The 22,824-nt window shown below is 66.1% G+C and carries 21 protein-coding genes; 10 read left to right on the top strand and 11 right to left on the bottom strand.

Going from position 1 to position 22,824, the window contains the following annotated elements; translation table 11 throughout:
• Positions 1-9 precede the first annotated feature (9 nt).
• The 3 genes from phnK to phnN are packed head-to-tail and all read left to right on the top strand — an operon-like array spanning position 10 to position 1,998.
• Entirely contained in the window at positions 10-777 is a 768-nt protein-coding gene (phnK, locus tag AC1DVR_RS11010; protein WP_478000668.1) for a phosphonate C-P lyase system protein PhnK, read from the top strand.
• Between the two features lies 1 nt (position 778).
• Positions 779-1,462, top strand: coding sequence for a phosphonate C-P lyase system protein PhnL (gene phnL, locus AC1DVR_RS11005; RefSeq protein ID WP_478000611.1), 684 nt, complete (start codon positions 779-781; stop codon positions 1,460-1,462).
• Positions 1,459-1,998, top strand: coding sequence for a phosphonate metabolism protein/1,5-bisphosphokinase (PRPP-forming) PhnN (gene phnN / locus AC1DVR_RS11000; RefSeq protein ID WP_478000610.1), 540 nt, complete (start codon positions 1,459-1,461; stop codon positions 1,996-1,998). Before phnL ends, phnN begins: the two co-directional genes overlap by 4 nt.
• On the opposite strand, the gene AC1DVR_RS10995 is transcribed toward phnN, so the two are convergent.
• Positions 1,983-2,651, bottom strand: coding sequence for a DUF1045 domain-containing protein (locus tag AC1DVR_RS10995; protein ID WP_478000609.1), 669 nt, complete (start codon positions 2,649-2,651; stop codon positions 1,983-1,985). The two genes, phnN and AC1DVR_RS10995, sit on opposite strands and share 16 nt — an antisense overlap.
• Positions 2,652-2,740: 89 nt before the next feature.
• On the opposite strand from AC1DVR_RS10995, the gene AC1DVR_RS10990 reads away from it, so the two are divergent.
• Positions 2,741-3,883: an alpha-D-ribose 1-methylphosphonate 5-triphosphate diphosphatase gene (locus AC1DVR_RS10990; protein ID WP_478000608.1), complete on the top strand. Its 1,143-nt coding sequence runs from the start codon at positions 2,741-2,743 to the stop codon at positions 3,881-3,883.
• Between the two features lie 9 nt (positions 3,884-3,892).
• On the opposite strand, the gene AC1DVR_RS10985 is transcribed toward AC1DVR_RS10990, so the two are convergent.
• The 10 genes from AC1DVR_RS10985 to AC1DVR_RS10940 all read right to left on the bottom strand — a co-directional run bounded on the left by AC1DVR_RS10985 (position 3,893) and on the right by AC1DVR_RS10940 (position 15,496).
• On the bottom strand, positions 3,893-4,387 hold the full coding sequence (locus AC1DVR_RS10985; protein WP_478000607.1) for a CYTH domain-containing protein: 495 nt from the start codon (positions 4,385-4,387) through the stop codon (positions 3,893-3,895).
• A 131-nt stretch (positions 4,388-4,518) separates the two neighbouring features.
• Positions 4,519-4,947, bottom strand: a complete 429-nt coding sequence (locus AC1DVR_RS10980) for a MarR family winged helix-turn-helix transcriptional regulator (RefSeq protein ID WP_478000606.1) — start codon at positions 4,945-4,947, stop codon at positions 4,519-4,521.
• A 72-nt stretch (positions 4,948-5,019) separates the two neighbouring features.
• Positions 5,020-7,329, bottom strand: coding sequence for a beta-glucosidase (locus AC1DVR_RS10975; protein WP_478000605.1), 2,310 nt, complete (start codon positions 7,327-7,329; stop codon positions 5,020-5,022).
• Positions 7,326-7,916 (bottom strand): cysteine hydrolase family protein, encoded by a 591-nt coding sequence (locus tag AC1DVR_RS10970; RefSeq protein ID WP_478000604.1) that lies wholly within the window; start codon positions 7,914-7,916, stop codon positions 7,326-7,328. Before AC1DVR_RS10970 ends, AC1DVR_RS10975 begins: the two co-directional genes overlap by 4 nt.
• 3 nt (positions 7,917-7,919) lie before the next feature.
• Entirely contained in the window at positions 7,920-8,969 is a 1,050-nt protein-coding gene (locus AC1DVR_RS10965) for an ABC transporter ATP-binding protein (protein WP_478000603.1), read from the bottom strand.
• On the bottom strand, positions 8,966-9,736 hold the full coding sequence (locus AC1DVR_RS10960) for an ABC transporter permease (protein ID WP_478000602.1): 771 nt from the start codon (positions 9,734-9,736) through the stop codon (positions 8,966-8,968). The genes AC1DVR_RS10965 and AC1DVR_RS10960 overlap by 4 nt, the downstream gene beginning before the upstream one ends.
• A complete protein-coding gene (locus tag AC1DVR_RS10955; protein WP_478000601.1) occupies positions 9,733-10,653 on the bottom strand; it encodes an ABC transporter permease in 921 nt (306 codons plus the stop codon). The genes AC1DVR_RS10960 and AC1DVR_RS10955 overlap by 4 nt, the downstream gene beginning before the upstream one ends.
• Entirely contained in the window at positions 10,643-11,716 is a 1,074-nt protein-coding gene (locus AC1DVR_RS10950) for an ABC transporter substrate-binding protein (RefSeq protein ID WP_478000600.1), read from the bottom strand. Before AC1DVR_RS10950 ends, AC1DVR_RS10955 begins: the two co-directional genes overlap by 11 nt.
• 338 nt (positions 11,717-12,054) lie before the next feature.
• Positions 12,055-14,262, bottom strand: a complete 2,208-nt coding sequence (locus tag AC1DVR_RS10945) for an MGH1-like glycoside hydrolase domain-containing protein (RefSeq protein WP_478000599.1) — start codon at positions 14,260-14,262, stop codon at positions 12,055-12,057.
• Positions 14,263-14,290: 28 nt separating this feature from the next.
• Positions 14,291-15,496, bottom strand: coding sequence for an amidohydrolase family protein (locus AC1DVR_RS10940; protein ID WP_478000598.1), 1,206 nt, complete (start codon positions 15,494-15,496; stop codon positions 14,291-14,293).
• Between the two features lie 214 nt (positions 15,497-15,710).
• Here AC1DVR_RS10940 and AC1DVR_RS10935 point away from each other — a divergent pair, with 214 nt between their 5' ends.
• From AC1DVR_RS10935 to AC1DVR_RS10910, 6 genes are read left to right on the top strand one after another with little or no spacing between them, the layout of a single operon-like run.
• Positions 15,711-16,556 carry an FAD binding domain-containing protein gene (locus AC1DVR_RS10935; RefSeq protein WP_478000597.1) on the top strand — a complete coding sequence of 282 codons (846 nt, stop codon included), beginning with the start codon at positions 15,711-15,713 and terminating at the stop codon, positions 16,554-16,556.
• Entirely contained in the window at positions 16,549-19,296 is a 2,748-nt protein-coding gene (locus tag AC1DVR_RS10930; protein ID WP_478000596.1) for a molybdopterin-dependent oxidoreductase, read from the top strand. The genes AC1DVR_RS10935 and AC1DVR_RS10930 overlap by 8 nt, the downstream gene beginning before the upstream one ends.
• Positions 19,289-20,764 carry a 6-hydroxynicotinate reductase gene (locus tag AC1DVR_RS10925; protein ID WP_478000595.1) on the top strand — a complete coding sequence of 492 codons (1,476 nt, stop codon included), beginning with the start codon at positions 19,289-19,291 and terminating at the stop codon, positions 20,762-20,764. The genes AC1DVR_RS10930 and AC1DVR_RS10925 overlap by 8 nt, the downstream gene beginning before the upstream one ends.
• Positions 20,761-21,612 (top strand): UPF0280 family protein, encoded by an 852-nt coding sequence (locus AC1DVR_RS10920; protein ID WP_478000594.1) that lies wholly within the window; start codon positions 20,761-20,763, stop codon positions 21,610-21,612. Before AC1DVR_RS10925 ends, AC1DVR_RS10920 begins: the two co-directional genes overlap by 4 nt.
• The gene (locus AC1DVR_RS10915) at positions 21,605-22,189 is read left to right on the top strand and encodes an amino acid synthesis family protein (protein WP_478000593.1); all 585 of its coding nucleotides are present in this window, start codon (positions 21,605-21,607) and stop codon (positions 22,187-22,189) included. The genes AC1DVR_RS10920 and AC1DVR_RS10915 overlap by 8 nt, the downstream gene beginning before the upstream one ends.
• Complete coding sequence (locus tag AC1DVR_RS10910; RefSeq protein ID WP_478000592.1) at positions 22,186-22,770, top strand: amino acid synthesis family protein; 585 nt, start codon at positions 22,186-22,188, stop codon at positions 22,768-22,770. Before AC1DVR_RS10915 ends, AC1DVR_RS10910 begins: the two co-directional genes overlap by 4 nt.
• Positions 22,771-22,824 lie beyond the last annotated feature (54 nt).

Genomic DNA, 22,824 nt, shown 5'->3' with positions numbered 1-22,824 from the left:
CTTGGCAATGTGACGCCGCTTCTGTCGGTGCGGGGAATATCGAAGTCCTACGGCGGCCGAATGGGCTGTAACAGAGTCGATTTCGACCTGTTTCCGGGCGAGGTTCTGGGCATTGTCGGCGAAAGCGGCTCGGGGAAATCGACGCTGCTGTCCTGCCTCGCCGGACATCTGGCGCCCGACCGGGGCGAGGTGATCTTTGCCACGGCAGAGGGCCCGCGCGACACCGTCCGGATGGACGAGGCGGCGCGGCGCAGGCTGGCGCGGACCGACTGGGCCTATGTCCACCAAAACCCGCGCGACGGGCTGCGGATGGGGGTTTCTGCTGGCGGCAATGTCGGCGAAAGGCTGATGGCGGTCGGCGCGCGCAATTATGGTCAGATCCGCGAGACGGCCTTGGACTGGCTTGGACGGGTCGAGATTGCGGAAGACCGGGTGGACGACCGACCCTCGGGCTTTTCGGGCGGCATGCAGCAAAGATTGCAGATCGCGCGCAATCTGGTGACCGGGCCGCGGCTGGTGTTCATGGACGAGCCGACCGGCGGGCTTGATGTCTCGGTCCAAGCGCGGCTGTTGGATTTGTTGCGCGGGCTGGTTCGGGAAATGGGGCTTTCGGCCATTATCGTGACGCATGATCTTGCAGTCGTCCGGCTTTTGGCGGATCGGTTGATGGTGATGAAGGGCGGGAATGTCGTCGAACAGGGTCTGACCGATCAGGTGCTGGATGACCCGCAACACGAATATACGCAGCTTTTGGTCTCTTCGGTCTTGCAGGTGTAGAATGATCAGCGTCAGCAATCTTTCCAAAAGCTTCACCCTGCACAACCAGGGCGCCGCCGTCATTCCGGTGATGGAGAGGGCGAACCTGCAGGTGAACCCGGGCGAATGTCTGGGTCTGGTGGGCGCCTCCGGCTCGGGAAAATCGACCCTGATGCGGATGATCTGGGGGAATTACCTCGCGGCCTCAGGCTCGATCATGGTCGGCGATGTCGATGTGGCGCATGCCGAACCGCGGCAGATCATCGCCCTGCGGCGGGCGACGTTGGGCTATGTCAGCCAGTTCCTCCGCGTGGTGCCGCGGGTGTCGACGCTGGATGTGGTGGCCGAACCCCTGCTGGTTCTGGGTGTGTCCAAGCAGGACGCACGGGCGCAGGCGGCACGCCTTCTGGCGCGGCTCAACATCCCCGCGCGGCTGTGGTCCCTGTCGCCCACCACCTTCTCGGGCGGCGAGCAGCAAAGGGTGAACATCGCGCGCGGCTTCATCCATCCCTATCCCGCGCTTCTGCTGGACGAGCCGACCGCGAGCCTTGATGCCACCAACCGCGAGGTGGTGCTGAGTCTGGTCGAGGCCGCCAAGGCGCGGGGAGCGGCGATCATCGGCATCTTTCACGACGAAGGCGCGCGGGAAAGGCTTTGCGACCGGCTGGTCGATGTGACGGGCTTCACCCCGGGGGCCGTGGCATGACGGGGCGGGTTTACGCGGTTGTGGGGCCGTCGGGCGCGGGCAAGGACACCTTGCTGGCCGGCGCGGTTGCGGCTTCGCCCCGGCTGCACTGGGCGCGCCGCACCATCACAAGGCCCGAAACCGCAGGCGGAGAGCCTTATGAGGGCGTGACCCCGGCCCAGTTTGACGCCCTGAGCGACGCGGGCGCCTTTTGCCTGCAATGGCCGGCGCATGGCTTGCGCTATGGCATCCGCAAGGGTGAGTTTGCCGGACTTGCGCAGGGGACCCATGTAATGTTCAACGGCTCACGCGCGGCGCTGCCACTGGCCCTGGCGCAGTTTCCCGACCTGATCGTGCTGCGGATCACCGCGCCGTCGAAGGTGCTGGCCGAACGCCTGGCCGCACGGGGCCGCGAGACGGCGACCGAGATCGAAGGCCGTCTCGCCCGCGCGTCCTATGAGGTGCCCGAGGGCCTGCCCGTCATCGATGTGGCCAATGACGCCAGCCGCGATCTGGGAATCTCTCGCCTTCTGTCCGCGCTTCAGGACAGAGGATAGCGATGAAGCAGGTGAAAGCTGCCGCCCTCAGCCTCGCCAAACAGGCACAGCGCCGCGATCCGGAAGGGGCGCGGCAGGTGCGGGGCGAAATATGTCTCTGCAAGGCCGGTCAGAGCCTGTTTTTGCGCGGCGTCCAGCGGACCGGAGAGGGTCAGGTGGAAGCGGAACTCCTCCATCACGAAGGGGTATCCGTAGCGGTCCAGCAGGTCCCGCTGGCGCGGGCTGAGGCGTTCGGGGCGGCGGCGGGCGATCTCGGCCTCGGTCAGGGGCGCGCGGAGCGGGTCGAGGTCTTCGACAACCCTTGCCGCCAGATCCTGCAGGGCGCGGGTGTCGCCCGCGGGGGTCAGGGCCAGAAAGCGTTCGAGGAAATGCAGATCAAGGCCGGGCATCTCGATCGGCCGCAGGCTGGCGGCGAGACGGGACACGGCGGCATCAAGCCTCGCGAAATCAACGCCTTGGGCCAGCCGGAAGGGCGGCTTGATCGTGCCGTGAAAGCCGTATTTGCGCGGCTCTTCGGTGACGGCGGCCAGATCAAGGCCAAGCTCGGGCTGGGCCACCGTCTGGCCCGTCACCGGGTCCCAACCGAGCCAGCTTGCCGCCGCATCGGCAAAGGCGCCAGCTTCGGGCGCGTAGTAGATCGCGTAACGTTTCATCTTTTCCATAGCGTCCTGCCTAGCCGCGTTCTGTCACGCCTCTGTGACGCTTTGGCAGCACGATCCCACCCAAACTTCAAGGCCCTCGCATGACCGATACCATCCTTGCCAATGCCATGCTTGTCCTGCCGGGCGAGATCATCACCGGCGCGCTGCACCTGTCCGATGGGGTGATCCGGTCGATCGACCCCGGCACTTCGGTTCCTAAAGGCGCCGTGGATTGCGGCGGCGATCTGGTGCTGCCCGGCCTGATCGAGCTGCACACCGACAACCTGGAACGCCATATCGAGCCGCGCCCCAAGGTGCCCTTCCCCCATGCCGGTGCCATCCTGGCCCATGATGGCGAGCTGGCCTCGACCGGGATCACCACGGTGTTCGATGCGCTGCGGGTGGGGTCCATCGTCTCGAAAGACAAGGCGGCTTACGGCGAATATGCGCGGCTGCTGGCGGATGAGATCATGGCCCTGCGCGACCAGAAGGCGCTCCGGATCAACCACCTCCTCCACCTGCGCGCCGAGGTCTGCTCCGAGACGCTGATCGCCGAATTGGCCAAGTTCGGGCCTGAAGACGGCATCGGCATCGTCTCTCTGATGGACCACACGCCGGGCCAGCGCCAGTTCCGCGACCTGACCCAGCTGCGCAATTATGTGCGCGGCAAACATGGGCTGAGCGAGGAAGATTTCCTGCTTCACGTCTCCAACCAGCAGGCCCTGTCGGAACGGCTGGGCGCCGCGCATGAGGCAGCCGCCGTGGCCGAGGCGCGGCGCTTTGGCGCGGCTTTGGCCAGCCATGATGACACCAGCGCCGAGCAGGTCGCGACCTCGGCCCGGCATGGTGTCCGCTTTGCCGAGTTTCCGACGACGATGGAAGCCGCCCGCGCCTGCCGGGCCCATGGCATCCATGTGATGATGGGGGCGCCCAATGTCATAAGGGGCGGCTCGCATTCCGGCAATATCGCGGCCCTGGCGCTGGCGGAGGCGGATCTGCTGGATATCCTGTCGTCGGATTATGTGCCTTCGGCCCTGCTGACGGCTGCCCTGATGCTGGGCGATGTCTGGGGCGACCTGCCGCGCGCCGTGGCCACGGTCACGGCGACCCCGGCGCGGGCCACCGGGCTGGCCGACCGGGGCCGGCTGGTTCCGGGTCTGCGGGCCGATGTGGTACGGATCGCACGGTTTGGCCGTGCGGCGGCGGTGCGGGGCGTCTGGGTCGGCGCAAGGCGGGTCGGCTAGGCCCGGTGCTCAGGCATCCTCGCCGAAATCGAGCGCGCCAGTCTCGGCCAGCCGCTCCGCCAGCATGTTGACCTTGCGGTAGCGCGCCTGACCGGTGACCTCCTCACCCAGCCAAACGGGCAGGGGAAGATCGGTGGCCTCGTCGGGCAGTTCGACCTCGGCCAGAATGATGCCGCTCAGCGGGGCGTCATAGACATCGACCTCCCACACGAAGCCCTGATGCGGGACTTCGTGGCGGGTCTTGGACAGAACCCGGCCCTCGCAATGCACGGCGATCAGATGGCGGGCATCCTCCAGCGGGATCGAATATTCGAACTCGTCCCGGGCCAGACCCTCGCGCGCGCCCTTGTAGGCGATGGTGGCCTGATCGTCGCGGATGCGGACGCGGACCTTGCGCTCCCCCGTGTTCAGAAGAAGCCCATCGGTGATCTGCCAACGGCGGATCTCACCCGCCTGCCAACCATCGGTCTGTACCAGAAACTTGCGTTCGATCTCTCGGGCCAAGCTGTCCTCGCTGCCTTCTCACACTTCTGATTTTCCCAAGGCCCCGCCCCTGTCAAGCCCTTCTCGCCCCCGGGATTTCCCAAAGGCCGGACGGTAGGATGGGCAATTTGCCCATCTTCGGGGGCCCGGGGTCAGATCTTCGCCAGAATGGTCAGGATCTGCGCCCGCTCGCGCTGGGTCATCGCCTTGGCGGTCTTGGCCGAAACCTCAAGCGCCAGCGGCAGGGTCGCGGCCACGAAAGCCTCGCCCTCCGGCGTCAGCGACACATCCAGCCGCCGCAGGTCCGAGGTCGAGGCTTCGGTCTTGACCAACCCCTTCTTGCGCAGCCGGTCCACCACGCCATTGGTCGTGGCCGCATCCATTGCAACCAGCCGGCCCAGATGGTTCTGCGACAACACGCCAAATTCCTTCAGCTTGACCAGAGTGGCGAACTGGGTCGGGGTCACATCGGGGATGGTGGCCGAGAAAATCTCCAGATGGCGCTGGTTGGCAAGGCGCAGCCGGAAGCCGATCTGATCCTCCAGCACATAGCCCTCAACTCCGGGTTGCTTTTCTGTCACCGTCCGCCTCCAAAACTTTGGCAATTCCTTTCACGGAATCGGGCCAAGGTCCATAACGCAGCAGCAGGTTCCTCAGGTCGGCGCGGGCCGGTCGAAGGCCGCCTGCATCTCGGCCTCGCTCAGGTTTTCCCCGATATACCAGCTGAGCGTGTCGTAAAGGCTCATGAACGAGCCCTTGCTGCGCGCAATCAGCGCGGCGCTTTCGACCGCTGACAGGCCAAGCTGGCGCTCCAGCAGGTCCTGCACCAGCGCCGCCGCCCGCGGATCGGCCAGCGCGAGGTTCGCGGCCGTCGTGGTGCGCAGGGCAAGCGGTGGCGGCGGCGTGTGATGGCCCGCCAGTTCCGCCGTAGCCCGGATATCCCGGCTGGAGGCTGCGGCCTCGACCACAAAGCCTGCGCCACGCAGCACGAAACGACCCTCCGCCGGGTCGAAATGGCTGAAGTCGCGTGGCGTCAGGCTGAAGGTCAGGCTTCCCGTCTCGCCCGGGTCGAGGGCGATCTTGCCGAAGGCCTTCAGCTCGCGCAGCGGGCGGGGCAGGTCCGGGGTAAGGGGGCGGATGTAGATCTGGACGATCTCCTGCCCCGCGCGGGGGCCGGTGTTGGTCAGGGTCACCGTCACTGCGATATTGCCCTCGGGCGTGACCACATCGGCGGAAAGCACCAGCGCGTCATAGCGAAAGGTCGTGTAGCTGAGGCCGTGACCGAAGGGGAACAGCGGCACCGCCCCGCGCCGGTCATAGCCGCGGTAGCCGACAAAGATCCCCTCGCCATAGACATGATGCCCGGCCTCGCCCGGATAGGTCAGATAGCCCGGAATATCGCCGATCTTTTCGGGAAAGGTCACCGTCAGCTTGCCCGAGGGGTTGGTGTCGCCGAACAGGACCTGTGCCAACGCCGCCCCGCCGCCCTGCCCCGGAAAGAAGCAGCAGAGGATCGCCGCGACCTCCTCCGCCCAGGGCATTTCCACGGCGTCGGGCGTGGTCAGGGTCACAATCACCGGTTTTCCCGCCCGCGCCAGGGCGCTGATCGCGGCGTCCTGCCCGGGGGCCAGGCGCAGGCTGTCACGGTCAGCCCCTTCACCCTCGCGGGCGCGGTGGTGGCTGGCGAAGATCAGCACCGCATCGGCATCTTGCGCAGCGACCGCAACCGCAGCCTCCGCCGCGGCATCCTGCGGGAAGGGCAGATACCGGGCGGTGGAGTTGGCGGCCAGCAGGCGGGCAATCTCATCCAGCGGCACATCGACCCGCGTCGGGTTGGTCGTGGCCGAGCCCGAACCTTGGATGACGGGCCGCACCGCGCCATCGCCCACCACCAAAAGCCGCAGCCCGGCCTTCGGCAGGGGCAAAGCCGCGCCCTCGTTCTTCAACAGCACGATGGAGGCGGCGGCGATCCTTTGGGCCAGGGCATGATGCGCCTCTGCATCCATCACCGGCGTGAGCGTGGCCGCCCCAGCCTCGGCCCGGCGCACCAGACGCAGCATCCGCAGGCAGGCCGCGTCCAGCGCCGCCTCGGGCACCTCTCCGGCTTCGACCGCCGCAGAAAGCTGCGCCCGGCGCCGCGCGCTGCCCGGCATGTCAAGGTCGGTCCCCGCCACAAGCGAGGCCGGCCGGTGCTTGACCGCGTGCCAATCCGACACCACCAACCCGTCATAGCCCCAGTCCTGCCGCAGCACCTGGGTCAAAAGCCACGGGTGTTCCGCCGCCTGGATGCCGTTGATCGGGTTATAGGCGCTCATCACCGTCCAGGGGTCAGACTTGGCAATCGCCCGTTCAAAGCCTGCAAGGTAGATCTCGCGCAAGGCCCGCTCGCTGACGTCGGAGCTGACATTGGTCCGGTCAATCTCGGAATTGTTGCAGGCGAAGTGCTTGAGCGAGGCGCCAACCCCTTGACCCTGCAATCCGTTGATCAGCCCCGCCGCCATCTCGCCGCTGATCACCGGGTCTTCCGCGTAGTACTCGAACGCCCGCCCGGCCAAGGGGGTGCGGCGGATGTTGATCCCCGGGCCCAGCAGAAGATGCACGCCAAAGGTTCGGCATTCGGCCCCCAAAGCCGCGCCCATCTGCCGGGCCAGATCGACGTCCCAGCTGCAGGCCGAAAGGTTGGCGTTGGGAAAGCAGGTCGCAGGCCGCGTGGTGCCGAACATCGTGGTGTCATCCTCGCGCGCATTGGCGACGGCGAGGAACTGTTGCAGGCTTTCCCCGGCATCCACCCCGGCGTCGATCTGCGTGGTGGAATAGCGCACGCCATAGGCGCCATCCGTCATCACGAGCGAGGGGATGCCCAGGCGCTCCACCGCCAAGCTGCGCCACAACCCATGACCGTTGAGAAAGCCGATCTTCTCCGCCGTGGTCATGGCGGCGATCAGGGCGGCATCGTCGCTCATTTGGTCCAGGCGCGGATGATCTGGTCGGTGGTGGCGAGTTCAACCTGATCGGGCAGGCGGCGGGCGAGGATCTCCAGCATGGCCTCATGCGCCTCAAGGTCGCCGCTGGTCACGGCGTCCCTGGCCACGATGACCCGCAGGCCCATGTCCACCGCGAAAATGAGGCTGGCATAGACGCAGGCATCGGTCTCGGCCCCCGAAAAGACCACGGTATCCGTCTGCCTCTGCGCCAGGTGGTCCAGAAAGGCCGGCACGGCGAAAAGGGAATAGGTGGTCTTGTCAAAGACCGTGGCCTCTGCCGCCAGCCCTTCCAGTTCCGGCACCAGATCCATCACGTCGGCCGGCAATCCCGTGACCTGCGGAAACCGCTGGTACAGAGCCTGCCAACGCCCGATGGCCGCTTCCGGCCGGTCGGGGGTCAGGAAGCGCGACAAGACCGTGCGCGCGCCGCTGGTCTGGCAAAGGCGCAGGACATTGGGCAGGATCGCCCCGACCTGATCGACCTGCCAGCCATGCGGCTCGGCAAAGAGACGCTGCATGTCGATGACAAGATGCAGGGTCTGCGGCGAAAGCGGCTGCAACAGCATGGCTCAGCCCGACACGGGGATGGTGTGCTCGGGCGCCCAACCGAGGGTGATCGTTGCACCTTCTTGCAAGACGGTGCCGTCGCGGTTGGCGACGAACAGCTTCAGCTTGGTGCCGTCGGCGGTCTCCAGAAGGTAGGACAGCACCGGCCCTGCATAGATCACCGTCATGATGCGCGCCGACAGGCGGTTGGTCGCGCCCTCGGTCCCCAGGGGCGACATCTTCTCGGGCCGCACGGCGAGCGTGACCGTGGTGCCCTCAGCGGGCAGCGCCATCGAGGTTTGCACCACTGTGCCATCGGCCAGACGCACCGCGCCATGCGTGACCGTACCGGTCAGGAAGTTGGAATCACCCAGGAATTCGGCGGCAAAGCGGGTCTGCGGGCGCTCGTAGATCTCGGCCGGGGCGCCGGTTTGCACGATACGGCCCTTGTCGAGGATGGCGATGCGGTCCGACAGGGTCAGCGCCTCTTCCTGGTCATGGGTCACGAAGATCGTCGTCAGGCCGGTCTCGCGCTGGATGCGCAGAAGTTCAACCTGCATTTCCTGCCGCAGACGCCGGTCGAGCGCGGACAGGGGTTCGTCCAGCAACAGGACCGAGGGCTTGATCACCATGGCCCGCGCCAGGGCCACCCGCTGTTGCTGGCCGCCCGACAGGTTCTTCGGCATCCGGTCGCCAAAGCCGGTCAGATGGACCATCTCCAGCGCCTCGGCGACGGCCTTGGCGGCCTCGGTCCCCTTGATGCCGCGGCGTTCCAGACCGAAGGCCACGTTGCGGGCGACGGTCATGTGCGGGAAGAGCGCATAGGACTGGAACATCATCCCGATGTTGCGATCCCAGACCGGGACGCTGGTCACATCGCGGTCGCCGATCATCACCACGCCCTCATCCGGTGCCACAAAACCTGCGACGATGCGCAGAAGCGTGGTCTTGCCGGACCCCGAGGGCCCCAGAAGGCTGGTGAAGGTGCCCTTTTCGAAGGTGGTGGAAATGTCGCTCAGCACCGGGACGGACCCGAACTTTTTGGCGACGGCTTGGACGGTGACTGTGGTCACTTGGGCGCTCCGGGTTTGGCGAAACGGGCGAAGATCAGGATGACGGTCATCGAGCCGAGCAGAAGCAGGGTCGAAATCGCGTTGATCTCGGGCGTGAAGCCCTTGCGGATCGCGGAATAGATCTGCACCGGCAGCGTGGTATAGCCGGGCGAGGAGAGGAAGTAGCTGACCACGAACTGGTCCAGCGACACGGCGAAGGCAAAAAGCGCGGCGCCCATGATGCTGGGAAACAGCAGCGGCAGCGTGATGGCGAAAAACGCGTGGATCGGGGTGGAGCCAAGGCTCATCGCCGCCTCTTCGAGGTCACTCCGAACGGTTTTGAGGCCGGTGCCGACGACCAGCACGACGTAAGGCACGGCAAGGGCGACGTGGCCGATGATCAGCGCATGCAAGCCGCGGCCGATCCCGGTCCAGAAGAAGAAGATCAGCATGGCGGTGCCAGTGATCAGCCACGGGATGGCGATCGGCGGCAGGAGCAGCAGCTGCAGCAGGCTGCGCCCGCGGAACTGCCGGCGCGACAGGGCCAGCGCGGCGATGGTGCCGATGGCGGTGGCGACGACCGCGGTGATCAGCGCGAGGACGAGCGAGTTGAAGGAGGAGGTCAAGAGCTCCTGATTGCCCATCAGCGCCTCGTACCAGCGGGTGGAGAAGCGGAAGGGCAGCTCGTACAGCGGGGATTCGTTGAACCCCATCGCCATCAGCACGAGGATCGGCGTGTAGAGGAAGATCAGGATCAGGGCGAGGAAGACATGGCCAAGACGTGTCATGCCGCACCTGCCGTGCCCCGGCGCAGGACACCGGAAAAGGTTGCAAAGATTGCCAGCACCACGGCGAGCAGCGTGAAGGACAGCGAAGCCCCGAGCGGCCAGTTGAAGGCCTGGGTGAACTGATCCTCGATCACCGTGCCCAGGGTCACGCCGACCTTGCCGCCCAGAACCCGCGGCTCCATGAACGACCCGATCACCGGCACGAAGGTCAGCACGGCGCCCGAGACAAGGCCGGGCGCGGCAAGCGGAATCAGGATCTTGGTCAGGACCACCCACCAGCGCGCGCCAAGGCTTTGGGCGGCTTCAATCACCGCGTCGTCGATGGTCACAAGCGCGATGTAGCAGGTCAGGATCATATAGGGCAGATAGCCGTGGACGAGGCCGAGCACGATGGCCTGGCGGGAGTAAAGGAAAGCGACAGATCCGGCCCCGGGGGCGATCATGTGCCAAAGATTGTCGAGGAATCCGTTCTCGCGCAGGACCATGGTCCAGGAGAACACCCGCACCAGACCGTTGGTCCAGAAGGGCAGAAGGATCAGCACCAGCAGGGTCTCCCGCGTGCGGCCGAAGGTGGTGCGCGACAGGGCGAGGGCGGCGAGGAAGCCAAGGACGGCGCAGGTGAGCGTGGTCCAGAAGCCCATGAGCAGCGTGTTGTAAGCGATGCGGACCAGATAGGGCTGGTCGATGAAGGCGCGGTAGTGGCGCATGGTGAAGATGACGGGCGCTTTGCCCAAGGGTGTCTTGTCCATGAAGCTGAAGACGAACATCGTCAGAAGCGGCAGGAACACCGCCAGCGTCAGCCAGCCGTAAGCCGGCAAAAGCAGGGCCGCCGTCGCCACCCAGGAGGGCAGGATGCGGCGTTTGCGCGGGCCCTCCGGCCCGCGCGGTGACCCGATGGTGTGGGTCTCATTCGGCATAGAAAGCCTTCACTTCTTCCCAGGCGTTGTTGAAGGCTTCGCGGCGGTCGTCCGGCAAGGCCGACATCACGTTGGCGCTCTTCATGTATTCGGGCTTGTGGACCAGAGCCGTCAGATCGTCAGCCGGAAGGGCCGCAAGCGCCTTGGTGTTGGACGAGGCGGGCGCGCCGACCTTGGTGGCCCATTCGACATAGAACTTGGGGTCGATCATCCAGTTGATGAAGGCGGCGGCGCCCTCGGGGTTCGGCGCGCCGGCGGCCACGGTCAGGCCATCGACCCAGACGATAGCGCCTTCCTTCGGCACCACGAATTCGACCGGCAGCTTGGAGTTGCGCTTGGAGCGCACGGCCCCGCCCGACCAGAAGATCGAGGCGTCGAACTCGTTGGCGGCAAAGGACTTGTTCCACTGATCTTCCGACGACCACATCATCTTGATATTGGGCTTCAGCGATTTCAGCGCGGTCTTGACCGCATCCATGTCCTTGGGATCGTTCATGTCCTGCCCGGTCATCAGGGCGCCCATGGCGATTGCCACCGTGGCATCGTCGTCCATCGCGAAGCGGCCCTTGTAGTCCGCCGCCGCCAGGTCGTTGTAGCTTTCCGGCTTCTTGGTGCCTTCCCGGATCGCGGCGGCGGTCATGCCCCAGACCCACGGAACGGCATAGCCCTTGCCGTCGATGGTGAAGTTCGGGTTGGCCAGAAGATCGGGGTTCACATCCGCCGAGTTGGCGATCTTGGACAGATCCGCCGGAACGATCAGCCCTTCGTTGGCCGCGGTCGAGACGCGGGCCGAGTTCAGGAGCACCACATCATAAGCGCCCGGATTGGTGCGCAGCTTGGTCAGTTCCTCGGCTTCGGAGGAGAAGTAGTCATGCACCACTTCGATGCCGGTGGCCTCCGTGAAGGCCTTCACTGCCCAGGCCTCGTCGGTGCCGTAGCCTTTCCAGTTCAGCACCGTGATCTTGCCGCCGGCGGCACGGGCCGGCAGCGCGAAACCGGCCGTGCTGGCCGCCAGCGCCGCCGTCAGCATCCGCAGTGTATCGCGTCTAGAGAAATTCGACATGTCAGACCTCCTGTGAAACTTTGTTTTCATGAGCCGTCGATGGCTTACGGCATAACATAGCGGTCCGAGAATGCCATGACGACATGCTCGGGCATGGGGGCGCCGGGCCGCAGGCGGCACCGGACTTTGCCGGTCTACCCAGCAAATCCTTTTATTATCAGGCTATTATCACCCTGAACCCTTGCGGGGGTCTTCCCCGTCACGCCCGTGCCGAAGCACATTTCCTTCTGCGGCACGCCGTTCTTACGACAGCATTATTTGTTGGTGTACATACTATTATTTTCGGTTTGATTTCTGTCAAACCCTTTTTTCACGGCCAGGCCCCCAGCCGTGAAAATTCACGAAAACCGCACGTCCAGACGGCTTCCAGGCGCGGAATCCGCAAGATCGAAGGCGAATCCGCCGGAAACCGGCAGGGCGCGAATCGCCTGACCATCCAGAGAGAGCAGAAGCGGTGCCTCCGAAGCCGGACGGTGCAAGGTCAGGCGGGCCGGTGCCGTGGCCAACCGGGCGCTGAAACGGTCAGGGCGGAGAATCACTTCCTCCAGCCGCCCGCCGCCCTCCAGCGTCAGGGCAGGTGCTGTGTCCAGTGTCAGATGCAGGGCGCCCCCCTTGACCGTGACGGCTAGCGCGCCATGGGGCGACAGCATCGGACCGACCTCTGCCGCGGCGCCAGTATTGGTCAGGGTCAGCCCGCGCCAGGGGTCGAAATCCACCACTTCGGACACCGCCATCAAGGGCAGAAGCCCGGCCCAGATGTAGAAAGGATCGGTGTCGCCCTGATCCATCGCCTCGCCCGTCACGGCGTTGTAATTCTCCGCCGCGATCCGGCTGCCGCGCCAGGATTTGAGGAACAAATTCAGGCTCTGTTCGGCCAGTTGGCTCGCTTCTTTCCCAAATCCTGCATGGCGCAGGCCCAACCAGACAAGGTAATTCACATTGGGCCATATCCGCCCGCGCCAATAAACATTGTCGGCAAAGGCCGGGTCGTCGCGGGTCGCGTTGGGCAGGACCCAATCTCCGGCGAAGCTTGCCGGATCGGCGAGATGGCGAAGCAGATGGGCAGATTGCTCGGGGCTCGCGGCACCGCAAAGCCAAGGATAAAAGCTGGTCGGCGAGAGCGAGCGGACAAAGCCGCCGCCGCGCTGGCGGTTCGCGAAGATCTTGCGCTCGTCATCCCAAAGCCGGGTCTGGATCAGCGCCCGGTGCCTTGCGGCATCGGCGGCAAAACCCGCAGCCTCATCGGTCAGCCCCAAGGCCCCGGCGATAAGCGCCAGCATCTCGGCATCCAAGGCCACGACGCAGTTCAGCCCCAGATCCCAGGTCGAAAGGCTGCGGGTTTCGGGATCGTAGACCGCCTCGTCATGGGTGGCGGAATTGTCCATCCCGGTCTCGTTCCGGGCGCCAAAGGCGGTGCCCTTGTACAAGGCCTCGCCCACGTCGGAGCTGCCGCAGGAGATGAGGCCAGAACCGTCAGGGTCGCGCATCTGCCGCCACCAGCGTTGGTTGCGGGCCATGGCGGGGTAGCATTGCTCCAGAATCGAACGCTCGCCGCTGCGCAGATAGATCTGCCAGGCGATCAGGCTGCCCAGAGGCGGCTGGCTGCGGTCCACCCAGGTATCGCGCGAGGTGGCGATACAGGCGAAATTGCCCTGCGGCGTGGCGGCGGACAAAGCCACGGCGAGGTTTTCGCGCGCCAGAGTGGCATCGAAGACCCCGGCGAGAAGGGCGGCATAGGTCTGGTCATTGTGCCAGACCGCCCAGGTGCCCAGGTTCCAGATCCGTGTCACGGCGGTATAGGGCCGGTGGTTGGTGGCATCCCAGATCGTGTTCCAGCCGACGATATCGCGGACGGCGGACAAAGCCTCTGCCGCAGCCCCCTCATTTTCGGCCGCGGGCGCGGGCGCCGCCAAAGCCGCCCTGGCCCCGGCCATCGCCAAGGCCGCGCTGTCGGCCACGGCAGCGGCATAAGCGCCCTGCCGCATCATCTCCAGATTGAAACGCAGGGCCAGAAGCGGCGCCTTGTCAGCCCGGCTGTCGCGGTAAAAGTAGCCATGCGTCTCGAAGTCGGCGCAAAGCGCATCAAGGTCAGCATGGCCGGTCACCTGCACCGGGGCTTCAGCCGTGGCCACTGCCACGAACCGATCCCCCAGCCTCAGCAGCGCCATGCCCGCGGCCGCGTCGTAAGTCACCTCGGTGCCGTCCTCGGCGGAGATCGCCAGCGTCACCCAGAACCTCAGACCCCATTCGGCGCTGGTCGTGGCGGCCCAGCTGCCGCGAAAGGCGAAGGGGTCGGGCTTGGTGGTGGCAAAGGCCAGCGTGGTGCCGGCCAGATCGGCCTCAAACTCGATCACAGACCCGTCCAGCGCGTGGCGCCCCAGCCGCATCACATCGCTCCGCGGCTCCATCCGCGCGCATTTGCGAGTGCGCGAGGAATACAGAACAGGCGTCACCCGCACGCCCAAAGGCAGGAAGACCATCTCTCCTGGCCGGTCGGACCAGGAGTTCCAGGCGCGGGTGAGGGGGACGGTCGTGTGTTTCAGCATGGATGGGCCTTTCGCGGACCGAATCAGGTTAGTGGCCGCCGCCTTCAACCGCCATGGGCTGCTTGAGGATCTTCGGGATCCGCCAGGCCGGCGGGGTGTTGCGGCTGCGCTGGCTGCGCACCACGCCGTCGATGATCGTCATGCCGACGCCGGGCAGGTTACCCTGCTGCACCGACTCCAGCATCGTCTTGCCGGGCGAGTTCTGCGCCTGATCCATCAGGACGAAATCGGCGCAAAGGCCCTTCTCGATCATCCCCGTATCCAGGTTGCGCTGCCGCGTGGTGTTGCCGGTGCCAAAGCAGAAGGCGAGTTCGGCGGGCATGTTGCCCAGGCTCGACAGCATCGCGATCATCCGCAGGATGCCCAGGGGCTGCACGCCCGAGCCTGCCGGACCATCGGTGCCGAGGATGATCTGGTCCATCTTCTTCAGCTCGCGCGCGGTGTTCAGCGTCAGCAGGGCGGCGCGTTCGTTGCCGTTATGGACGATCTCCAGCCCCTTGGTGCAGTTTTCGCAGATGCAGATGATCTGGTCATCGGGGAGCGCGGTATGACCGCCGTTGATATGCCCCACGACATCCGTGCCCGCCTCCAGCACCATGGCCGCATCAATCAGGCCGGAACCGGGGATCGAGGGGCCGCCGGTGTGGATCGTGCTCTGGATGCCGTATTTGCGCGCCCAGTCGACCATCTGCTTGGCGGTCTTGCCATCCTTGACCGAGCCGAGGCCCACTTCGCCCAGAAGCTTCACCCCGGCATCGGCCAGATCCTTAAAGTCCTGCTCGACCATGCCATGCTCGATCACCGGCGCCCCCGCCATGACCTTGACGCCCGAGGGGCGGAAGTTTTCGTACCAGCGCTGCGCCGCGATCGCCATCGCCTTGAGGCCGACGATATCCTTCGGACGGCCCGGCATATGGACCTCTCCGGCGGAGATCAGGGTTGTCACACCACCATGCAGCGTCGAATCGATCCAGTTCAGCTGGCTCTGGCGCGGGGTATAGTCGCCGACCACCGGATGGATATGGCTGTCGATCAGCCCGGGGGCGAGGGTGGAGCCATTGGCGTCGATCTCGGTCGTGGCGCCTTCGGTATCCATGTCGGCGGCGCGGCCCCAGGCGGTGATCTTGCCGTCGATGGCGATCAGGCAATCGGCATCGAGAATCGGCTCTTCCATCTTGCCCGACAGCATCAGGCCGATGTTGCGGATCACCAGTTTCTTCACATCTTCGGCCATGGGGCACCTCCGGTTATTATTAGTAGGCTAACATGTTTCGATCTTCGATCAAGCCGCTTCAAGGGGCAAGGTCCGCCAAAATTGCAGGCAGCAGTCTGCCTCCGATCCGGTCGGGTTGCCAGCGCAGACGCCGCCCGCCACGATTGCATTTGACAGAAGCCCCGGCGCGGTTTCTTATTTGCATGCTAACAAGTTTTGGAGGCGCTGACTCGCCATGGCCTATCATGCACCCACCTCGCTGGACGCGGCCTTTGCGGCGCTGGACGGCGGCAATGTCTCTGTGATTGCAGGGGGAACCGACTGGTTCCCGCAGGCGGGGGAGCGTTTGCCGACGGTCTCCCTCCTGGATGTGACCGGGTTGCCGGGCTTTCGCGGTATCACCCGGACGGCGGACGGCTGGCGAATCGGCGGGGCGACCCGCTGGGCCGATGTCACCGCCGCCGACCTGCCGCCGGCCTTCGACGGGCTGAAGGCTGCAGCACGCGAGGTCGGCTCGATCCAGATCCAGAACGCGGGCACGCTGGCGGGCAATATCTGCAACGCCTCGCCCGCCGCCGATGGCGTGCCGCCCCTGCTGACTTTGGGGGCGGGGGTGGAGCTGGTCTCAGCCTCCGGCACCCGTCTGGTGCCGCTGGAAGATTTCATCACCGGCGTCCGCCGCACCACGCGCCTGCCCGGGGAACTCGTCTCGGCGCTGCATATCCCGCAGATGGCTGACGGCACAGTCTCGGGCTTTTCCAAGCTTGGGGCACGGCGTTATCTCGTGATCAGCATTGCGATGGTGGCGGCCTCCCTGCGCGTCGTTGATGGCCGCATCGCCGGAGCGCGGGTGGCAGTGGGCGCCTGCTCGCCCGTCGCCCGGCGCTTGCCCGTGCTGGAATCGCGGCTGGAGGGGCTTTCGGTGACAAGCCCCCTGCCCGTCGATGCCGCGGCGCTGGAGGGTCTGGCGCCGATCAGCGACGTGCGCGCCTCGGGCGACTATCGCCACGAAGCGGTGGCCGAACTTGTCACCCGGCTTTTGACGGATCTTGTTGCCAAAGGGGCGCGGGCGGATGGATAACCTTGCGATGCAATCGGACGTGGGCTTTGTTCTGAACGGAACCGCGGTGCGCACCACCCCCGCGCCGGGCGAGCGCCTGTCGGTGACCCTGCGCGAAGGCCTGGGCGCGAAAGAGGTCAAGATCGGCTGCAACGCGGGCGATTGCGGCGCCTGTTCGGTGCTGGTCGATGGCGCGGTGGTCTGTGCCTGCCTCATGCCCACCCATCAGGCGGCGGGAAAGACCGTTGAGACGGTCCGGGGCCTCGTCGCCGCCGACCCCGCCGCCAGGGCACTGGTGCAAAGCTTTCAGGACCATCAGGCCGCACAATGCGGGATCTGCACGCCGGGGATGATGGTCTCTGCCGTGGCGCTCTTGCGCGAAGTGCCGCAGCCTGATGCGGGGCAGGTACAAGATGCCCTGGGTGGCGTTCTTTGCCGCTGCACGGGCTATCGCAAGATCATCGACGCGGTGGTCGCCGCGGGCACCAGGGCGGCGCCGCTTCTGGCGCAGGGCGGCGTCGGCACCGCGATGCGGCGGCTGGATGGGCTTGACCGGATCGAGGGGCGCACCGCTTTCGGCGATGACGTGGCCCCGGCAGATGCCCTGGTGGTCAAGGTGATCCGCTCCCCCCACCCCCGCGCCGCCTTCCACTTTGGCGATCTCGACGGCTGGCTTGCCGCCCGCCCCGACCTCGCCTGCGTGCTGACCGCCAGGGACGTGCCCGGCCGCAACGCCTTTGGCGTCATCCCGGCTTTCGTCGATCAACCCGTCTTCGCCGAGACCGAGGCCCGCTTCCGCGGCGAGGCCGTGGCCGCAGTCGTGGGCACAGCCGAGGCGATGACCGCCTTTGACGCGGCGAGCTTTCCGGTGACTTGGACCGCGCTACCCGGTGTCGAGACGGTTGCTGCCGCCTTGGCCGAGGGGGCGCCCCTGCTCCACGCCGATCGTGCCTGCAACATCATGTGCGGCGGGTTTGTGAAGCATGGCGATGCCGAGGCCGCGCTGGACCGCGCCGATGTGGTGGTCGAAGGCGATTTCGAATCCGGCTTCGTCGAACATGCCTATATCGAGCCGGAGGCGGGCTTTGCCCAGGTGGTGGACGGCAGGCTGGAGATCCACGCCTGCACCCAGGCCCCGGTGATGGATCTGGACTCGATGGCCGAGGTTCTGGCGATGGACCGCAGCCAGATCCGCATCGTGCCGACCGCCGTCGGTGGCGGGTTCGGCTCGAAACTCGATATTTCGCTGCAGCCCTATGTGGCTCTGGGCGCGCTGAAGACGGGCAAGCCGGTGCGGATGACCTATTCGCGCATGGAATCGATGCAATCGACCACCAAGCGCCACCCTTCCGCCATCCATCTGCGGATTGGAGCGACGAAGGACGGCAAGCTGTCGGGCATGCACTTCGCCGGCGATTTCAACACCGGGGCCTATGCCTCCTGGGGGCCGACCGTGGCGAACCGGGTGCCGGTCCATGCCTCGGGTCCCTACCGCGTGGCGGATTATCTGGCGCAGTCGCGGGCGATCCATACCAACTGCCCCTCCTCCGGCGCCTTCCGGGGCTTTGGCGTGCCGCAATCGGCGATTGCTCAGGAAAGCCTGTTTGACGAACTGGCGGGCAAGCTCGGGATGGATGCACTCGACTTCCGCCTGCTGAATGCTTTGGAGAATGGCCAGCCCACCGTCTGCGGGCAGGTCTTTGCCCAAGGCGTCGGGATCAAGACTTGCCTGACCGCGCTTCGCCCGGCTTGGGAGGCCGCCAAGGCGGAGATTGCCGCCTTCAACGCCTCGAACGCCATTCTGAAGCGGGGCGTGGGGCTGGCGGGCGGCTGGTACGGCTGCGGCAACACCTCCTTGCCCAACCCTTCCACCATCAAATCCGGCCTGCGCGCTGATGGCACCGTCGTGCTGCATCAGGGCGCCATGGATATCGGGCAGGGGGCGAATACCGTCATCGCCCAGATCTTCGCCACCGCCTTGGGCGCCCCTGTGGAGGCGCTGCACCTCGTCAGCCCCGATACCGATGTGACACCCGATGCCGGCAAGACCTCGGCCTCGCGCCAGACCTTCGTGTCGGGCAATGCGGCGCGGCTGAGCGGTCTTGCCCTGCGCCAGATGATCCTGCAGCGCTGCAATGCTGCCCCGGAGGCCACGCCGACCTTCACCAAGGGCGCGGTGCTGGTGACGGATGCTGCAGGCAGCCACAAGGTCGACCTGACCCAGCTTGCGCCCGATGCCGAAGGCTATGTCCTGCGCGCCGAGGAAAGCTATGACCCGCCGACAAGGCCGCTCGACGCCAATGGCCAGGGCGAGCCCTATGCCCAGTTCGGCTATGCCGCGCATCTGGTGGTGGTCGAGGTCGATCTGAAACTTGGCCTCGTCCGCCCGCTGCGCTTTACCGCCGCCCATGACGTGGGGAAGGCGATCAATCCCCTGCTCGTCGAAGGTCAGGTGCAGGGCGGCATCGCGCAAGGCCTCGGCATGGCGCTCTTGGAGGAATACCTGCCCGGACGGACCGAGAACCTGCACGATTACCTGATCCCCACCATCGGGGATATCCCGCCGATCGACACGTTGATCATCGAGGAAGCCGACGCCCATGGCCCCTATGGTGCGAAGGGCTTGGGCGAGCATGTGCTGATCCCCACCGCTCCCGCCATCCTGAACGCGATCCGCCATGCGACTGGCGTTGCCATGCACCGCGTTCCCGTCACCCCTGCCCGGCTGCGCGCCGCATTGAAGGAAGCTGGCCATGAATGAAGCCTCCACCCCCGAAATTGCCGCCGAAAAGATCCGCTGCGATGCCTGCCCGGTCATGTGCTATATCGCCGAGGGCCGCGCCGGGGCCTGTGACCGCTATGCCAATCACGAGGGCCTGCTGGTCCGGCTCGACCCCCTGACCGTGCTGCAATCGGGCGGTTCTGCGGTGCCCTTCCTCGAGGGCGAGCCCGAGGACTGGGACGGCGATCTGATCAAGGGCAACCGCACCTTCATCACCGCCGTGGGCGCCGGCACCACCTATCCCGATTACAAACCCGCCCCCTTCATCGTCAGCCAGAAGGTCGAGGGCGTGGATATGGTCACAGTCGTGACCGAGGGGATCTTCAGCTATTGCGGCGTCAAGGTGAAGATCGACACCGACCGCCACCTTGGCGCCGAGCGCGCGCTGGTTCGGGTCGATGGCGAGGCGATTGGCCATGTGATGACCGGCGAATATGGCTCTGCCATGCTGTCTTTGGGCGGCGTGTTGCACCTGACCGGCGGCTCCAAGAAAGAGGGTCGGGTGACCTGCGAGGCCTTGATGAAGCTTTGCAACCGCGAGGCTGTGGAGGTCACGATTGACGACGGCGCTACCGTTGTCATTCAGGCCGGGCAGCCTCCCATCGTCAACGGCGTGCCGGAAAAGCTGATGCGGGTCGGTTGCGGCTCGGCCACCATTGGCATGTTCGCCAAGCAATGGGTCGGCCATGTCGATGAGGTGGTGGTGGTCGATGACCATATCACCGGCGTCCTGTCCGAACATCAGGCGGGCAAACTTCTGGACGTGCCGCCGACCGGCATCAAGATGAACGGCCGCCGCTCCACCCCCGGGCGTTACTTTCAGGTGGCCCATCCCGGCACCGGCTGGGGCGGCACCGATGTCGAAGACCCGCTGACCATCCTCAAACCCTTTGACGCCAAGGTGGCCTGGCCGGGGCTGAAGATGCTCATGGTCTCGACCACGGGCGAGCAATGGGCCTATTACGAGCTGGACGCCGACCTGAAACCCGTGCCGGTGGAGGCCCCGCCCGAGGTTCGCGCCTCTGCCGAAAGGATCGCCGAGAATTGCGAACCTTCGGTCTGTTCGGTGATCTTCATGGGCGGCGCGGGGGGATCGCTGCGCGCCGGGGTCACCTCCAACCCGGTCCGCCTGACGCAATCGGTCAAGGCGGCGCTGACCAAAGTCTCCTGTGGCGGCGCCTCGGCCTATGTCTGGCCGGGCGGCGGGATCACGGTGATGGCGGATGTGATGCAGATGCCACTCAATTCCTTCGGCTATGTGCCGACGCCCGCACTGGTGGCGCCGATCGAGTTCACCCTGCGCCTGTCGGATTATGCCGATCTGGGCGGGCATATCGACCATGTGCAGCCGGTCGCCTCGGTCCTGACCCCCGCGATCCGCCGGGTAAGCCATGGCGAGGACGGCGACCCGCAGGACAAGCGCAACTTCCCCTGGGGCCGGTCGTGAACGGCGCCACGGCCCATCTTTTGCCCGATGGCGAAAGGCTGCATCTGCAGCACGGGCCGATTGACCTGATCATCGGGGCAGAGGGTGACCGCGAGGCTGCCTTCCGCGCCGCTTTCGCCCGGTTCAGGACGGTGCTGCAGGAACTGGTGGCCGAACTCCCCCTGCTGCGTCAGGAGGTGGGCGTGATGCCGCAAGGCACCACGGCCCGCCGCATGACCCGCGCCGCCCTGCCCCATGCGCCGGTGTTTGTGACACCGATGGCTGCCGTCGCAGGCTCGGTCGCCGAAGAGGTGCTGGCGGCGATGACCGGGGCCACCAAACTCCGCCGCGCTTACGTGAACAACGGCGGCGATATCGCCTTTCATCTGGCCGAGGGGGAGCGCTTCCGCATGGCCATCGCCGGGCTGGACGGTGCCGCCTTGGGCCGGGTCGATGTGGGCCACGCCGATGCCGCACGCGGCATCGCCACCAGTGGTCAGGGCGGGCGCAGCCTGTCCTTCGGAATCGCCGATGCGGTGACGGTTCTGGCCCGCTCGGCCGCCGAGGCGGATGTGGCGGCCACAATGATCGCCAATGCCGTGGACCTTCCCGACCATCCCGCCATCACCCGCGCCGCCGCCAACAGCCTGCAGCCCGACAGCGACCTGGGTGCGCGACTGGTCGTGACCCACGTCGCCCGGCTTTCTCCTGGAGAAGCCGCCTCAGCGCTGGACCGCGGCGAGGCCGCCGCCTGTTCCATCGTCACGCGCGGCCTTGCCCTCTCTGCCGCGCTTTTCCTTCACGGCCAGTCGCGCCTTTGCGGCCAGAGCCAGACCCTTTCCCTCGACAGGAGCCCTGCCCATGCCTGATGTCATCATCCGCAAGATCGCCACGGCGGTCGAGGAGATCTTTCACGAGGGCGGCCCCGTTGCCGCCACCCCGCTGCGGCGGGGCGCCATCATGGCCGTCATCGCCAACCCTTTCGCGGGCCGCTATGTCGAGGATATCCAGCCCTTCATGGAGGACCTCAAACCGCTCGGCCTGATGATGGCCAAGCGGCTGCTCGCCGTGCTCGGCGGCGATCCCGCGGCGATCGAGGGTTATGGCAAGGGCATCATCGTGGGCGCCAATGGCGAGCTGGAACATGGCGCGCTCTGGCACGCGCCGGGCGGCTATGCGATGCGCGAGATCCTTGGCGATGCCAAGGCCATCGTGCCCTCGGCCAAGAAGGTCGGCGGCGTGGGTGCACGGCTGGATGTGCCGGTGACCCATGTCAACGCCTCCTATGTCCGCGGCCATTTCGATTCGATGGAAGTGGGCATGAACGATTCCCCCCGCGCCGATGAAATGATGGTGGTGCTGGTGATGACCACGGGGCCGCGGGTGCATTCGCGCTCGGGCGGGCTGGAAGCGAAAGATGTCAAAGGGCTGGATGGATTGAGATGAGCGCCAATATCCGCAAGATCGCTGTCTGGGTTGAAGAGACCCTGCAAGAGGCCGGGCGCCCGGTGACCCCGCCGACCCGCAAGGCGGTGGCCGTGGCCGTCATAGCCAACCCCTTTGCCGGGAAATATGTCGAGGATCTGACGCCCCTGATGGACATCGGCGAGGAGCTCGGCGCGCTTCTGGGCCAGCACTGTGTCGCGGCCCTGGGGATCGAGCCGGCGCAGGCGCAAAGCTACGGCAAGGCCGCCATGGTCGGCGAGGCGGGCGAGCTGGAACATGCCGCCGCCATCCTGCACCCGAAGCTCGGCGCGCCCTTGCGGGCGGCGGTCGGCGGCGGGGCGGCGCTGGTCGCCTCGTCAAAGAAGATGGGCGGGCCGGGGCAGGTGCTGGACGTGCCCTTGGGCCACAAGGACGCGGCCTATGTCCGCAGCCATTTCGACGGGATCGAAGTGCGGCTGAACGATTCCCCCCGTGCGGGCGAGATCATGGTGGCGGTCGCCGTCACCGACAGCGGCCGCCCCCTGCCCCGCGTCGGCGGGCTGACCCATGAGGCGGCGATCGGCAAGGACGGCTTGCGGTAACGCACTCCCCCCTTGCCGCAAAGGCGCTCTGGCCCCATGCTGACCGGCGTCCGC

Source organism: Rhodobacter sp. P2_H5 (assembly GCF_056403335.1).
This window is presented reverse-complemented; position numbering and strand designations above follow the sequence as displayed.